Genomic DNA, 14,518 nt, shown 5'->3' with positions numbered 1-14,518 from the left:
TGAGACTTTTGCAAACTTATATATTATATTTCTGTAATCATTTGTCAATTGGCAATTTGAATGGTTGTGCTTATGACGAATTGGGAATGAAGAATTGAACTATTTGGCGTGAGAAGGTGAGTGGTGAATTTTTAAGACACAAGATTTTAGATGTCAGATTTCAGACAGAAGACTAAGGTGAATCGTGAATTTTGCTTCGCAAGTGAATGGTGAATCTGTAGCGGCTGTATTGTAAATTCACTGTGAAACAAATTGACAGCGCAGCTAATTCACAATTGACGACTAATATTTTACAAAAAAAAAGCCCCATAAAAATGAGGCTTTTGATTTGAGGTATATAATATCTTAATTATCTACGTTAGATGTTTCGTCACCGATGTTCCAGGTAAGACCGAAACGAATCGTGTTATCCAAAGCAGTATTGATTTTTGACATATTGATCAGATAAGAAATATCAAGTCCGAAAGAACGGTACTTCAATCCGATACCTGCTGTAGCGAACTGTCTTGCTCCCTGCTCTTCGCTTTCGTGGAAATAACCTGTTCTTACTGCAAATGCATTGTCATAAGAATATTCCAAAGCACCACTCATCATGATAGAGTTTTTATTTTTGAAAGATTTTCCGATACCGGCGATAGGGCCTACGTTAGGGATTTCATATCTTGGCTGTCTTGTGTTAGGATCTATACCTACATACTCAGCTCCCGGAACCAAAATCTTAGAACCTTCAAAGCTAATACCGATTTTGTTCATATCATCCAAATACATATCGTACCCAAGTCCTAATCTTGCCATAGTAGGCAGGTAAGATCTGGATTCTTCATTTCCGGTATAGTCTAATTTCGGACCTAAGTTCTGAACTGCGAAACCTGCGTTCACTTTTCCGTCATATCCTCCGAAACTTGAGAATCTAGGAGAAGTATAGTATCCGGAAACGTCTACTGCAAATGAGTTGGCAGCTTTAAGCGTAGTGTCTGTGTTGAAACCTCCGGCTAAATCTGAACGGATGAATCTACCGGTAACAGCCATTGAGTAAGAATCAGAAAGTTTCAAACCGTAAGCTACGTCGATGGAGAATTCATTAGGTTTGGATGTACCCATAGAAGTTACCTCTGAACCTACTAACTGAGTAAGATCTACTTCACCCATGTTGAAATAATAGATACTGGCAGAGATGGTAGATCTTTCTTCCTGTCCCAAGAATTTATGGAATGCACCATATAGTAAAAATACATCATTGGTAAGTTTCCCCATATATGGTGTATAGTTAAGACCTACGGAAGAACTTGTTCTGCTAAAAGGATATTTTGCAGCATTCCAAAATTGTGAAAATGCATCCGGTGAAGTCACCACCCCTTGATCTCCCATACCTCCAGATCTTGCATCTGGTGCAATTCTTAGAAAAGGAGCTCCGGTCAATACTGGATTTATCTTACTTAAATCTTGCGAATAGCCTAAAAAACCAGCACTTAAACCAAATCCCAAAAGCAGTTTAGTAGTTAAATTCATATGTTGTCTTTTATATATTATCAGTTTTTTATAAATATTATTATCTATGTATTATTTAATTATTTCAAAAGTACCATTTTTTCTACAGCTGTAGCACTTCCTTTGCATTTTTCTTGATTTTGACTTTTTGCAAATATCTTAAAAATATACGTACCTTTTGCAACAGTTGCCCCAAAATCATCTCTTCCGTCCCATTCTATTGCCTGACGTGGCGTTCTAAAGCCCTGTAGGAACGGTTCTGCGACTACCGGCTGAGATAATGTTTTTACTAATTTTCCTGTTATCGTATAGATTTGAACATTGACATCTAAAATATCATCACAGTTATGCTCAAACTGTACGTACGTTTTATTGGTAAACGGATTCGGCCAGTTCAGGGGTCTGTTGATGACAAGATGCTGATCTGCTTCATCCTTAACTTCAAAGTTTAACGTAGCACTTGTAGAATTATTGTTTATGTCCCAAACTTTAAATGTTAATTGGTGTTGTCCTATAGCCAGGTTTCTGAAAGGATACGTTACATTCCCTTTTTGGTAGTCGGCAAGACTAGGGCTCAGACATCCGTTTCCTTCACCGGAAGCAAAGAAGTCATTCAGAACAACGGTATTGATGATCTGTCCATCCAGGTAAACTGTAATGTCGTGACCTACACCGGATCCTGTAGAATTGATCCCGGTATCATCCGTAACACAAGCTAATAACATTGGATTCTGGTTCGTGATACCACCATCTGCAAAGTTGGTGTTGTTCATATACAGTTTTACTTTAGGCGGTTCATTATCATTGATTCCGTTCGGGTTGATATCTCCTACCTGTACAGCCTGATTATTAAATACATCTGCTCCTTTGTTATCTGCATATCCAAGAATTCTTCCTTGTCCTACAGCATAGTTGATGTCTTTAGGAACATAGAATTCCACAGTGAATACTCCGTTTACTGCCGTTCCGGAAGCTTTAACGATAGCACTTCCTTCTTCTGTATAGTCTAAAACAGGAGTTAACACTCCATCATTATTAAGAGTCTTTTTATTTAATCTCTTATCGAAAATATGGATGGAAACTCTTCCGTTGAAAGTCGAATTAAGTGTTCCGTTTGGATTGTTGACGTGGCCTTTTACTTTAATAAAGTCTAATCCTCTGATCAGTCCCGGAACCGGAGACTCGATATTATCGATCACAAGATTTCTTTGCGGTCTGCTCAGCTTCATCGCGGGATCACCAAGGAAATTTACTTTCAGGTGGTCAATACTTGGGCCTTTTTGTTTTTTAGCAAGTAAATGGGCGTATCCTAATGTTTCAAAATCATCGTTGGTCAGCTTGAAAATATTCTTTGTAAAGGTATCTGTAAAAAGACGTCCGTAATCTACCCCGATGGCACGGCTGGATGTAATCATAGCAGCAGCGCCTCCTTGTTTTAATTTTATAAACTGTTCTCCTGCAGAAGAAGTACCCGGCTCATCCCATAATGTAAATTCACACGTAATAGTGGATACGAATGGAAATCTGCTGTATACATTGGAGAAGTTATTGGAGTTTTGGATCTCTGTACTGGTCAGTACTCTCTCCTGTGCCCATCCGTTGATTCCTCCATGTCCGAAATAGAAAAGATAAAGACTGTTTCCGATATCATTGGAAATAGCCTGCGTTACCTGTGGATATCTCTGTCCCGCTGCAGTACTTTGAGCAGGGAAAGCATCCAGATATAGTTTTCTTACATTATATTCTTTCAGGTCAAGCTGTCCCGGCTGTTCAAAAACGCTTGCAAGGGTAGCATTCATTACATTGTGGAACGGACTTCCTCCATCCTGATCATCATCCACTACGAAGTCTACTTTCATACGCCATTCTCCGAAAGGGGAGGACTGCCCTGGAAGCGCATTATAATAAGCAAGCGTTTTGTTCATCATATCACCTGCTTCCGTTACATTAGCTGCCGGAATTCTTCCTACGGGAACATCCGGAAGGTTATTTTCTATGAAAGCCGTGGTCTGTGGCTGTGTCATTACAATATAATCATCCGTCACGTAAGATCCTACAAAATCTGCAGATTGCTCACTTTGGTAGCTGGTTACAATATTGGAATTACCGGAGATTCTGTTTTTATAATCAAATGAAGCATCCCCTAAAATAAATACATATTTAAGTCTTCCGCCAGTATTGAGTTTAGTTACAAAATCTCTGATGGCAGTAAGGTCCCTGCTTCCGCTTCCAAATTCATTATAGATTTTAGTAGGGTCTACAATTTCTACTGTATAATTATTTTTAGTCTGGTGGTAGCTGGCTAGTCTTTGCGCCTGTCCCATCATTTCAGGAACGGTAAGAATCAGGTAATCTACATTCTGCAGGGCAGAAAGATTCTGGTTGGCGATTCTTTCCACAAACTGAGGGTTATAAGCCGCATCAGCCCTGAAAGCTACAAACTCATTATTGAAGTTAGGATCAGCAGCAATGTAACCGAAATTAAAACTTCCGGCACCCGCTTTATTGATTCTTCTATTGGCATTGGTAATATCAGTCACATCCCATACCTGCTCCAGATTGGTTGCATTGGAAACTCCAAAACCGTAATTCGTGTTGGATCCGCTGGCGATAGAGAAATCTCTGAAATTCATCTGAGATCCGTTGAACGCTAAATTATCCTTGTACTGTACTTCAGCGTAATCAAAGTAAAAAGCGCCATTGGGATTTGTCGAAATATTGGGTTTGTAGTTAATGGTAATCTGGTTTCCGTTCAGATTGGTTATGGTACCATCGTATTTGAGTTGGTAGAAATCATATACATAGGTTGAGGTATTGGTAGGAACGGCCAATGGAGGAGTTGGGTTCTGGGTATTGATATTAAACTCTACGGTGTTCTGCTGTGCTCTGTAACCGATAACCTGAGTTCTGTATCTGATGACATCATTAGCCTGAATAGGAGAACTCGTGGTGAAGGTAACTGCCTTATCCGTTGTGAACGGTGCGTCTTCCACCCAGATTCTTCCTACCTTTAAAAGATTTTTCTGGTCATTGTTGACCACCTGATAGTTATCATATCTAGTAATTAAATTTCCTGCCGGAAGATTGGCATCTACAGGCTGTACTCTTTTACCGGGACCTTTATCGAAATTGATAAAGTAATAAGAAAAATCTTCATAAATATTTTTGAGATTATTACTCATGTCGTTTCGGGTATCGGTTCTTTTATAGCCGCTTCCGTTGGAACGGTCATAAAGATTGTATCCGTTGGGACCCTGAGCATAAAACAGTGCATAGTCACCGTCATTCCAAACATTGTCTTCTTCACCCACAACCTGGATTGCATTTTCCTGAAGTGCGCCGTACTTTGTATCCTGATTGTATTCAGGAAGCATCACACCGCCATTTCCGTAAATTCTGAAATTTTTCGGATTTACAGAAGCCGGATTGATTCCGTTATCTCTTAAAAACTGTGCTGTAATTTTAAATATACCGGATCTGTCTACTTTTATTTTATAAAAACCGCCGCTCGAAAGAGGGTTGTTGGTTGTTCCCACTTTGTTGGCGTTTCCTGATCTGAAATTGTTGGGAGCCGAAGTTTCAGAAATGTTAAATGAAGAAAGTCTCAGAACACGTCCTTTTACATTTTTAAATAAAGACACGCTGATACTTGCATATCTTTCTCCCTCCAGCGTATAATACGCAACATCCGCCACTTCAAATTCAGGCAGTCTTCCTTTGTCCAGATCATAGAGATCTTTATTCGAAACACTTTCCCAGGCGAGATCAGAAACTTTCAGTTGCTTTTCTCCTATTTTTTGTTTGGTGATGATAAAAACGTTATTTTGGCTGAACGAAAAACCTTCATTTTTGAAATTTGGAAGATTTAATTTTGTGTCACCAAAATCCAGGATTTTAGAGCCTTCCCATTCTATGGCTTTTCTCTGGGCCCAAAGTGTTGATACAAAAGAGAATAGTAATAAAAAGGTGATTTTTTGTTTCATGTTTATTATTGAAATTTCCGAATTACAAATAAAATGAAAATTTTAGAATTAAATTGTGATACAATAAAATTAATTTGTTAACGTTTTTCAAAAAAATCAAATGTTTACTTGATTTATTGAATAATTTATTTTTTCTTTGTACTTTGAAAATATTTATATCGACTATGAAAAAACTAAAGTTGTTTTCATTAATAGCATTAAGTTCTACACTTGCATTAACCAGCTGTGGCGGATCCGGGACCAGCAAAGGAGGCGGTACTAAAAAATTTGTCAGCAAGACGGGTTGGAAACCAAACGAAAAACAAGGTTGGTTTTTTGCAGGAAAGCAACAAAAACAGAAGGGGTGGCCAGGAATGGTATATGTAGAAGGTGGAACTTTTACAATGGGATTAGTGAAAGATGATGTTATGCATGATTGGAATAACACACCGCGCAGAATGCAGGTGAGCTCATTCTTTATCGGAGAAACAGAAATTACTAACTACGAATACCGCGAATACCTTACATGGTTGAAGTACGTATTTCCACCTAGTGATCCTAGCTTCAAGGAGATCTATAACGGCGCTTTGCCAGATACTCTTTTATGGGATAATAAACTCGCTAGAAACGATTATAATGAAACTTATCTGCGTTCGCCAGAATTCGATTACTACCCGGTAGTAGGAGTTTCCTGGACTCAGGCTAACAGATATTGTGAATGGCTTACAGACAGAGCAAATGAAAAAGCTTTGATGCAGGCCGGAGTTATTGCTAAAGATTTGTATATCAACGAATCCAATAACCAGGGAGGAACAGCATTCAACATGGATAAATTCAAAGCGAATGATCCGGAAATGCAGGGATATATCAACGAGAAAAGAATGCAGCAAAAATCTGGTATGAAAACAACCAACCAGAGACTTCTTTCTGCAAACAGAGCTCCAAACTCTTCAATGGTTCAGAAGTTCAGACTTCCTACCGAAGTAGAATGGGAATATGCAGCTCTTGGTATGGCTAAGAACAGAGAATATAACCAATACAAAGGTAAAAAACCTGAAATCGAAAGATTAAGAGGTACCAAAGGAAGAGATAAAGGAATGTTCCTTGAAAACTTCAAAATGGGTACAGGTGACTATTCAGGTATCGCAGGATGGAAAAATGACGGATCTGCTCAAACTGCAGATGTAAGACAATACCCATCTAACGACCTTGGAATCTACGGTATGTACGGAAACGTTTCTGAATGGACGGCTGACGTTTACAGACCAATCATCGATGAAGATTTCAGTGATTTCAACTACTACAGAGGAAACATGCCTCAGGCTGTTGTAAGAAACGGTGACGGAACTTACAAAATGATCGACGAAGGAACTATCAAGTATGATACGTTAGCCGACGGAAGATTAGTCTACAAAGGACTTCCAGGACAGTTTGAAAGAGAAACTATCGCTGACTACAGAAACTACAGAGATGGAGACAGACAGTCTTCTTTAGAATACTACAGAACTTCAGACTCAGCTGCTGCTTATGATATGTACAACTCTCCTCAGAAGAGATTTGTAGTAGATGCAGGAGGAAGAGTGAAAATGATGAAAGATACTAAAGACAGAACTTCAGCAATGTCTAACGACGTAAGAGTTGTAAAAGGTGGTTCTTGGCAGGATACAGCATATTGGTTGGATCCGGGACAAAGAAGATACAAAAACCAAGGCAAAGCTTACGGATGGATCGGCTTCCGTGTTGCACAGGATGCTAGAGCTAGCGATAAGAGCAGAACTAGAAGATAATATTATCAAAATACTTATAAAAAACCTTCCGGATTTCCGGAAGGTTTTTTTATTTTTGAACTATGAATATAGAACAGTTTTATCCTTTATTTTTAAAGTCAGATAAAGTAACGATCGACAGCAGAAAAGTCGGGAAGAATGATATTTTCTTTGCCTTTTCAGGTGATAATTTCAATGCTGCAACCTTAGCAGAAAAAGCCGCTGACGATGGTGCTCTGGCTTCTATTGTGGAGCAACCGGAATTTGAAAATAAAGACCGAAATATTTTCTATGTTCCGTCTACCCTGGAATTTCTTCAGCAGCTTGCCATTTATCACAGAAATCAGCTGGATATTCCAATCATTGGGCTTACCGGTAGCAATGGGAAGACAACCACAAAAGAAATCATTCATGCCGTGCTTTCGGAGAAATTCAATGTGCAGTATACGTATGGAAATTTAAATAATCACATCGGAGTTCCACTGACGATTCTTTCCATTAAACCTGAACATGAAATGGCTGTCATCGAAATGGGAGCCAATCATCAGAAAGAAATAGAACTTCTCTGTACCATTTCCCAGCCGGACTTCGGATATATTACCAACTTTGGAAAAGCCCATTTAGAAGGTTTTGGAGGATTTGAAGGCGTGATTAGAGGAAAATCTGAGCTTTATGATTATTTGAAAGCGAACGGACGAACTATTGTAGTCAATGAGAATGATCCCATTCAGGCAGAAAAAACCGAAAACTATACCCCAAAAATCACCTTCGGAAAAGAAACTTCGGATTATCAGTTCGGACTGTTCTCAGAAGAGCATTTTGTAGGACTGGAGTTTCAGGGAATAAAAGCAGTGTCAAAACTGACCGGAGAATATAATTTTACCAATCTGTGTGCGGCAGCCAGCCTGGGTCTTCATTTCGGAATCAGCTTTGAAAAAATAAAGCACGCCGTTGAAAACTACACGCCGACCAATATGCGTTCGCAGGTGGTAAAAAAAGAGGGAAGAACACTGGTACTCGATACTTACAATGCCAATCCAAGCTCAATGACGGCTTCTCTGCATAACTTTATTACATTCGAAGGCAGTAAGACCATCATTATCGGAGATATGCTTGAATTGGGGGCGGAAAGTGAGAAAGAACACAAGAGCATTTTAAAACTTGCTCAGGAATTGGCCTTCGACCAGATTATTACGGTAGGAAAACATTTTAAAACAGTCAATCCTTCAGCATTGTCTTTTGACAATACTGCAGAACTGATAGAATACCTTCAGCAGAATACCATTCAGTCTGAAAATATACTGTTAAAAGGATCAAGAGGAATTGCTCTTGAAAAATCGATAGACTTTATTTAAGCTTCAGATTCCAGAAATCTTTTACAATAAGTTTGATATTCTGAAAAGTGCTTGGGAAAACTTCATCCTCTATCTGAGTGGTGTTTTTCCAGGCTACTTCAGTAATGCCTTCTTCGATCTGTGGCTTCGAGGTATCTTCCCCATTGAAGTTCATTTCAAACCAATGCGTGCATTTAAGGATCTTTTCACCGTTTCTTTCGATATAGATGTGATACGTCGTATTAATGAATTGTAACAGCTCTACGTCTTTGAGACCGGTTTCCTCTTCAATCTCTCTTACGGCAGATTCCTCGCGGGATTCGCCCTTTTCCATCTTACCTTTCGGAAGATCCCATTTGCCTAAACGTTTAATAAAAAGAAGTTCTCCCTGAGGATTGCTCACCAAACCTCCGGCAGCTTCTATGATTCTGAAAAGCTTTTGAAACTCTTTCCAGATCTCTTCAATATTCTCACCGAAAACATTCAGTTCCTTCACGGAAGTGTTTTCCAAAATATCCAATGCCATCTCTAAAGTTGTGAAACTTTCGTACCTAAGTTCTTTTTCAAGATGCTCGGGATGCTTAGACACTAATAATTTTTTTTCGTTCACAAAAACTTTATACATATATTTGTAAGAATTAAGAATTTAAATACAAAAATAAAAAATGAATTTAGAAGGACGAAAGATTATTGTCAATAAATCATCTAAAGAATTGTCTGAAATATTGAAATCGCCTGAAAACTATAAAGATTTTATGCCGGACGGTCTTCAGAAATTCGAAACAAGAGACAACGGATTCAAATTCGGTCTTCAGGGAATGCCTGAAATTGCTTTGAAAATAGATGAAGTAAGCGAACAGAAAGCTGTTTTAAAATCAGCAAGCTCAAGTCTGGATTTTACATTAACAGCCGCTTTAAACCCTGTTAATGATACGCAGACTGAAGTTCAGATGCTTTTTGAAGGGAAGTTCAATCCTTTTATCAAAATGATGGTAGAAAAACCGCTTCAGAACTTTATCAACACACTCACCGATAAGATCGAAGTTTACAAATAAATAGGAGTCCTGATTTTTCAGGACTTTTTTATTGTTGCACGAATACGGGTTTGAGAGTCGGAGAATTTGAGAGCTTAACAGTGTGAAACGTATTTGTTGTCGGGTTAAGCTAATAAGTTATCGTCTGATGTCTGATGTCTGAAATCTTGATTCCTGGATCTTGACTCTAAAAAATTCACCACTGACATTGTCTCCCAAAATCAACAGATTAAGCCCGAACTATGATCTGCTTTACTTCCGGTAGCAGAAGCCAGTACATTGATTTCATTATTAAATCTTAAAACGCCCATAAAGGCAAAGATCAGTGCTTCTTTAAAATCAATGATCTCTTTTTCCGGAATGATGATCGCAGACTCAGTTTTTTCTCTGATTTTTTCAATCAGAAAGGTATTGTAAGTGCCTCCGCCGGTGAAGAGGATATTTTGTAAATTCTTTTGATTAATGATTTCCGAAATCTGATGAGCGACATGTTCAGTGAATGTCGCCATAGCATTTGCGGTATCCATGTTTTCCAATAAAGGAAAAATATGCTCATTACACCATTCGATGCCTAATGATTTGGGATGGGGCTGGCTGTAGAATTCAAGAGAATTAAGCTTTGTTAAAAGATCTTCATCAATCCCACCTTTTCTCGCCAGATCACCATTTTCGTCAAAATTTTTATTGAATTTTTGTGCGAGTCTGTTCAATACAATATTAACTGGGGCAATATCAAATGCTATTCTTTTACCATCCTGTTGTAAGGAAATATTGGAAAATCCGCCTAAGTTGAGGCATGCATCGTATTCAGAAAAAAGAAGTTCATCTCCGATAGGAACTAGAGGTGCACCGTTTCCTCCCATCAGCACGTCCTGACTTCTGAAATCGTAAATAACAGGAAGACCTGTTTCTATTTTAATGGCTCTTCCGTCTCCAACCTGTAGTGTAAATTTTTTCTGAGGCTGATGGAAAACCGTGTGCCCGTGAGAAGAAATCAAATCAATCTGTTCAAGGTGATTATTGTCAATGAATTCTCTGACTTTTTCACCCAGATAAAAGCCATATTCCGAATGAAGCTCCAATAGTTCTTCCGGTGATAAATGGATCGAGTTTCTGAGCTTTTCTTCCCAGTTTTCGGGATAGGGAAGGGTTTCTGCCTTAAGGATCTGAAAATTCCAGCCGTTCTGTTTTTCAAAAGCGACAAAACATATATCCAGACCGTCCAGACTGGTGCCGGACATGAGCCCAATAGCCTGAAACCTCATGTTATTGTGGTGTTTTCTTTTCTTCGAGTCTTTTTGTACTGAAATCTCCGGAATTATTGAAGAACTTGTATTCCGAGAAATCATCTTTAGCTGTCATCCCATTTGCGCCTACAAGAGTAGAGCCATCTTCCATGGTAACGTAAACTGTGTCTTTGGTGTAGATTCTGTTTTTTCTCTGGTCCCAGTAAATACTCTGCATCGCAAAACGCTGTCCTTCATTGGTCGTAATTCTTACATCACCTTTTGCTTCGTAGAATTTTTTATATTCAAAAATACGGGCATATTTGGCCGTAATTTTTCCGGGTATTTTAGGTTTCTTTTTATCGAAAAACTCGATGTTGATTCCTTTTCTAGCCACTACATAAGGACTGTCGATCAATTCATATTTCTCAATGATCGGAGCTTTGGCTTTTAATGAGATAAACCCTGAATCCCTTTGGATAATATTGGCATTATTGATGATCTGTGAAGGGAAGTTCTTGCTTTTGCTTCCATTGGCCTTGGTAAGGTCCTCTTCGCAGGATGTCAGTATAAAAAATATAGCACAACTAAAAAGGCATGCTATATTTTTATATGATATTTTTTTGGAAAAATTCATTTTAGTTGTAAAGAGTCTTTCTGAACCATCTGTCAGCAAAGTTGAACCCAACTCTCAGGTTGACGTAGTTCTGATTGATCAGGTTGTTGTTAAGAGTTCCTCTCTTTCCTAATTCTATACCCAGTTCAAGACCGCTCATTCTGGTAATGCTGCTTGTTTTGAATGGAAGTAATACCCCTGCAGAGATTCCAAACTTATTGATGCTGTTTCCGTCTAACTTAAGGTTTCCTCTTTCATAGAAGGCCCCATATCTGTAGATTACTCTTGAGAAATAATTTCTGAAGTTGTTGTAGTTAGGCAAATACCATCCTCCGGCAGAGATTCTGTAAGTATCCTGGAAGTCAAAAGACTTTCCGAAATAAGAAATATCTTCTCCTTTTTTATAGTCAAGCTGTCCTGATACAAACCAGTGGTTTTCACTTCCGTAACCTACCCCTAAAGAGGCCTGTAATGGAAGAAGGTTTTTAGAACTTGTGCTTTTTTGTTCTATAATAGTTTCCAAAGACTTTACAGTTTCTGCAGCATCACTGTATCTGTACGTACTGTTGGTATAATCAGTCGTCATATTACTGGTGTTTCCGAATGTAGCAGTAGCACCAATGGTAAGCTTTTTGTCTGTACGCGTGTTCAGAGTCTGATAACTACCTCCCAACGTGAAGTTGAAGTTTTTGATACTGTTTTTAGTTTCGTACCCGTTGATATATTCAGCATTTTGAATCCTAAGCTCGTTCAGGTCATACAGATTTCCAAAATAAAGATTGGCTCTCAAACCCACTGCAAAATTCTGATCAATTTTATAAGAAACAGCAGCTTGCGCAGTATTCAGAGTTCCGCTTCCTTTAAAACGGTTGGCATACATTACTCCGTCTGCTCCGGTTGCAGTATTTACAATGTCATAGCTTTTAGAGCTGTATGGCTGATAGGAAATTCCCATTTTTACCTTTGGAGACAAAGGAAAAGCGATAGCAATATTAGAAAGATACGTAGAATGTTTGGTAGACTTTGTATCGTTGTAATTTGTTTTGAAGTAATTGTTTTCGTTGGTAGCTTCCAGTCTGATACTTGTAAGCTCGAAATTAGAGTTATTCGCAGGGTTTGCGAAATTGAAGCTGCTCGTGAAATCACTGATATAAGCAGTAGAAATACCACCCATAGAGGCAGTTTCAATAGTATTATCATATTTTACATCTCCAATTCCATAAGTTGCATACGGAGAGTTACTTAGACTCTGTGCATTTAGGAAGTATCCAACTGATATGAATGATACCGCAAAGATTTTTTTCATTCTTTATTTTTAAAACAATGCGCAAATATCTTAAATATTAATGAATTGTAAAAATTATATGTGGTTAAAGTTTGTTAAGGGCCTGTCTTTAAAAGAAAAATGCAATTTTTCACGAATAAAAATAGCAATTCTATTATGCAGAAAAGACCATTCATATGCGGTGAATGGTCCTTTTTAAGTCTTAAATCAGTAAATTATTTTACCTGAAGCACAGATCTGCTGTGGCTGAAATTTTCAAAACTAAACTTTCCGTGGTATTTTCCCATTCCGGAAGTTCCCACCCCTCCAAACGGTAAGTAATGAGATCCCACATGAATAATCGTGCTGTTGATTTCTGCATCACCACTTGTTGTCCGGTTCAGAACATCGTCTGCAAATTCCTGATTTTCTGAAAAAACATATAAAGCCAGCGGTTTAGGTCTGCTGTTTATTTCCTCCAGGGCTTCATCAATATCGCTATAGGTCAGTATCGGTAGGATAGGACCGAAAATTTCCTGCTGCATCACCTGATCGTTCCAAGTCACCTGATCCATTAAAGTCGCTTCAAAATGACGGGTTTCAAGATCATAGCTTCCACCGTAAATGACCTTTTCAGGAGCAGCTTCCAGATAGCCTGCAAGATGTTTGATCTGATTCTGGTTCACAATTTTTCCAATTTTCCCCAATGATCCGTCGCTGTAAGTAGCATTTAAATAGGCTTTGAATTTTTCAACAAAAAGATCCTTCACAGACTCATGAATGTAAATATAATCCGGAGCAACACAGGTTTGCCCGCAATTGATCCATTTTCCGTAAGAAATTCTTGCCACAGCCTTATCCAGATCTGCATCATGATGAACAATCGTAGGAGATTTTCCTCCAAGTTCCAGCGTTAAAGGAATAAGCTGTTCTGCAGCAGCTTTCATCACAATTTTTCCAACATTTGGACTTCCTGTAAAGAAAATGTAATCGAAAGGAAGACTTAGCAATAATGTGTTTTCTTCAATAGCTCCCTGAACTACCGCAACATAAGATTCTTCAAAAGATGCCTTTACAATATCTTCCAGAACTTTGGCCACGTGAGGCGTGTTTTCTGAAGGTTTAATAATCGCCGTATTCCCTGCAATCAAAGCACCGATAAGCGGGCTGAAGGTTAGCTGAACCGGATAATTGAAGGGGCCTATGATATAGTTCACGCCATAAGGCTCATATATTATTTTGCTCACCACTTCCGCTCCGGATGGATGTGGTTTGGATTCTACCGGAGTGGGTTTTGCCCATTCGTCTATATTTTCAAGCAGATAATCGAGTTCACCCAGGACAATTTGAATTTCCACATATTCCGCTTCTTTTCTGCTTTTCCCTAAATCAATGTCCAAAGCCTCACAAAGAGCATCGGTATGACTGGAAAACACATCACGGAATTTTCGCAGCTGTGCTTTTCTGAATTCAATATCTTTAGTCTGATTGGTTTTAAAAAAAGCCTTCTGTTGCTGGAATACTTCTCTTATTTTTTGTTCCGATTCTTGAGTCATTTTATTACTATTTAATGATTGAAATGTGTACTGAAATGGTATCAGTAAGTTAATTAAAAATTGACAGATCAAATGTATTGCCAAAAATTATATTGTGTGCGATTTAAAATCTGATTTAGTCTAATTGGATGATTGATGTTTCCTATTGGGGATTTTAGAGTCAAGAATCAAGATTTTAGACATCAGATTTCAGATACCAGACTTCAGACAATAATTCGTTAGCTTAATTACTATAACTAATAACTAATAACTAATAACTAGCAACTCATCAA

The 14,518-nt window shown here is 38.3% G+C and carries 10 protein-coding genes; 3 read left to right on the top strand and 7 right to left on the bottom strand.

From position 1 onward, the window contains the following. Positions 1–345: 345 nt before the first annotated feature. Positions 346–1,509, bottom strand: a complete 1,164-nt coding sequence (gene porV, locus BM143_RS03950) for a type IX secretion system outer membrane channel protein PorV (RefSeq protein WP_090023181.1) — start codon at positions 1,507–1,509, stop codon at positions 346–348. Between the two features lie 59 nt (positions 1,510–1,568). Further along, positions 1,569–5,471, bottom strand: coding sequence for a type IX secretion system sortase PorU (gene porU, locus BM143_RS03945; protein ID WP_090023179.1), 3,903 nt, complete (start codon positions 5,469–5,471; stop codon positions 1,569–1,571). Positions 5,472–5,635: 164 nt separating this feature from the next. Between porU and gldJ the strand changes: the two genes are divergently transcribed. Then, complete coding sequence (gldJ, locus tag BM143_RS03940; RefSeq protein WP_090023176.1) at positions 5,636–7,237, top strand: gliding motility lipoprotein GldJ; 1,602 nt, start codon at positions 5,636–5,638, stop codon at positions 7,235–7,237. A gap of 62 nt (positions 7,238–7,299) precedes the next feature. Further along, positions 7,300–8,571, top strand: a complete 1,272-nt coding sequence (locus BM143_RS03935) for a UDP-N-acetylmuramoyl-tripeptide--D-alanyl-D-alanine ligase (RefSeq protein WP_090023173.1) — start codon at positions 7,300–7,302, stop codon at positions 8,569–8,571. Here BM143_RS03935 and BM143_RS03930 read toward each other — a convergent pair. Beyond that, positions 8,564–9,175, bottom strand: coding sequence for an NUDIX hydrolase (locus tag BM143_RS03930; RefSeq protein ID WP_034729000.1), 612 nt, complete (start codon positions 9,173–9,175; stop codon positions 8,564–8,566). The genes BM143_RS03935 and BM143_RS03930 overlap by 8 nt on opposite strands. Before the next feature lie 40 nt (positions 9,176–9,215). Here BM143_RS03930 and BM143_RS03925 point away from each other — a divergent pair, with 40 nt between their 5' ends. Further along, on the top strand, positions 9,216–9,605 hold the full coding sequence (locus BM143_RS03925; RefSeq protein ID WP_090023171.1) for an orotate phosphoribosyltransferase: 390 nt from the start codon (positions 9,216–9,218) through the stop codon (positions 9,603–9,605). Between the two features lie 200 nt (positions 9,606–9,805). Here BM143_RS03925 and BM143_RS03920 read toward each other — a convergent pair whose 3' ends face one another. The 4 genes from BM143_RS03920 to mdlD all read right to left on the bottom strand — a co-directional run bounded on the left by BM143_RS03920 (position 9,806) and on the right by mdlD (position 14,246). Next, positions 9,806–10,849 carry an anhydro-N-acetylmuramic acid kinase gene (locus tag BM143_RS03920; RefSeq protein WP_090023169.1) on the bottom strand — a complete coding sequence of 348 codons (1,044 nt, stop codon included), beginning with the start codon at positions 10,847–10,849 and terminating at the stop codon, positions 9,806–9,808. A 1-nt stretch (position 10,850) separates the two neighbouring features. After that, entirely contained in the window at positions 10,851–11,447 is a 597-nt protein-coding gene (gene lptC, locus BM143_RS03915; protein ID WP_090023167.1) for an LPS export ABC transporter periplasmic protein LptC, read from the bottom strand. 1 nt (position 11,448) lies between these two features. Continuing rightward, the gene (locus tag BM143_RS03910; protein ID WP_090023165.1) at positions 11,449–12,732 is read right to left on the bottom strand and encodes a hypothetical protein; all 1,284 of its coding nucleotides are present in this window, start codon (positions 12,730–12,732) and stop codon (positions 11,449–11,451) included. Positions 12,733–12,926: 194 nt separating this feature from the next. Beyond that, complete coding sequence (gene mdlD / locus BM143_RS03905; RefSeq protein ID WP_090023163.1) at positions 12,927–14,246, bottom strand: NAD(P)-dependent benzaldehyde dehydrogenase MdlD; 1,320 nt, start codon at positions 14,244–14,246, stop codon at positions 12,927–12,929. Positions 14,247–14,518: the final 272 nt, after the last annotated feature.

This window comes from Chryseobacterium oleae (assembly GCF_900115055.1).
Classification (GTDB): Bacteria; Bacteroidota; Bacteroidia; order Flavobacteriales; family Weeksellaceae; genus Chryseobacterium; species Chryseobacterium oleae.
Note: the sequence above shows the minus strand (reverse complement) of the source record. Positions and strands in the feature narration are given on the sequence as shown.

Coding starts and splice junctions, on each gene's coding strand:
- porV (WP_090023181.1), bottom strand. CDS start 1,509: ATGAATTTAACTACTAAACTGCTTTTGGGATTTGGTTTAAGTGCTGGT.
- porU (WP_090023179.1), bottom strand. CDS start 5,471: ATGAAACAAAAAATCACCTTTTTATTACTATTCTCTTTTGTATCAACA.
- gldJ (WP_090023176.1), top strand. CDS start 5,636: ATGAAAAAACTAAAGTTGTTTTCATTAATAGCATTAAGTTCTACACTT.
- BM143_RS03935 (WP_090023173.1), top strand. CDS start 7,300: ATGAATATAGAACAGTTTTATCCTTTATTTTTAAAGTCAGATAAAGTA.
- BM143_RS03930 (WP_034729000.1), bottom strand. CDS start 9,175: ATGTATAAAGTTTTTGTGAACGAAAAAAAATTATTAGTGTCTAAGCAT.
- BM143_RS03925 (WP_090023171.1), top strand. CDS start 9,216: ATGAATTTAGAAGGACGAAAGATTATTGTCAATAAATCATCTAAAGAA.
- BM143_RS03920 (WP_090023169.1), bottom strand. CDS start 10,849: ATGAGGTTTCAGGCTATTGGGCTCATGTCCGGCACCAGTCTGGACGGT.
- lptC (WP_090023167.1), bottom strand. CDS start 11,447: ATGAATTTTTCCAAAAAAATATCATATAAAAATATAGCATGCCTTTTT.
- BM143_RS03910 (WP_090023165.1), bottom strand. CDS start 12,732: ATGAAAAAAATCTTTGCGGTATCATTCATATCAGTTGGATACTTCCTA.
- mdlD (WP_090023163.1), bottom strand. CDS start 14,246: ATGACTCAAGAATCGGAACAAAAAATAAGAGAAGTATTCCAGCAACAG.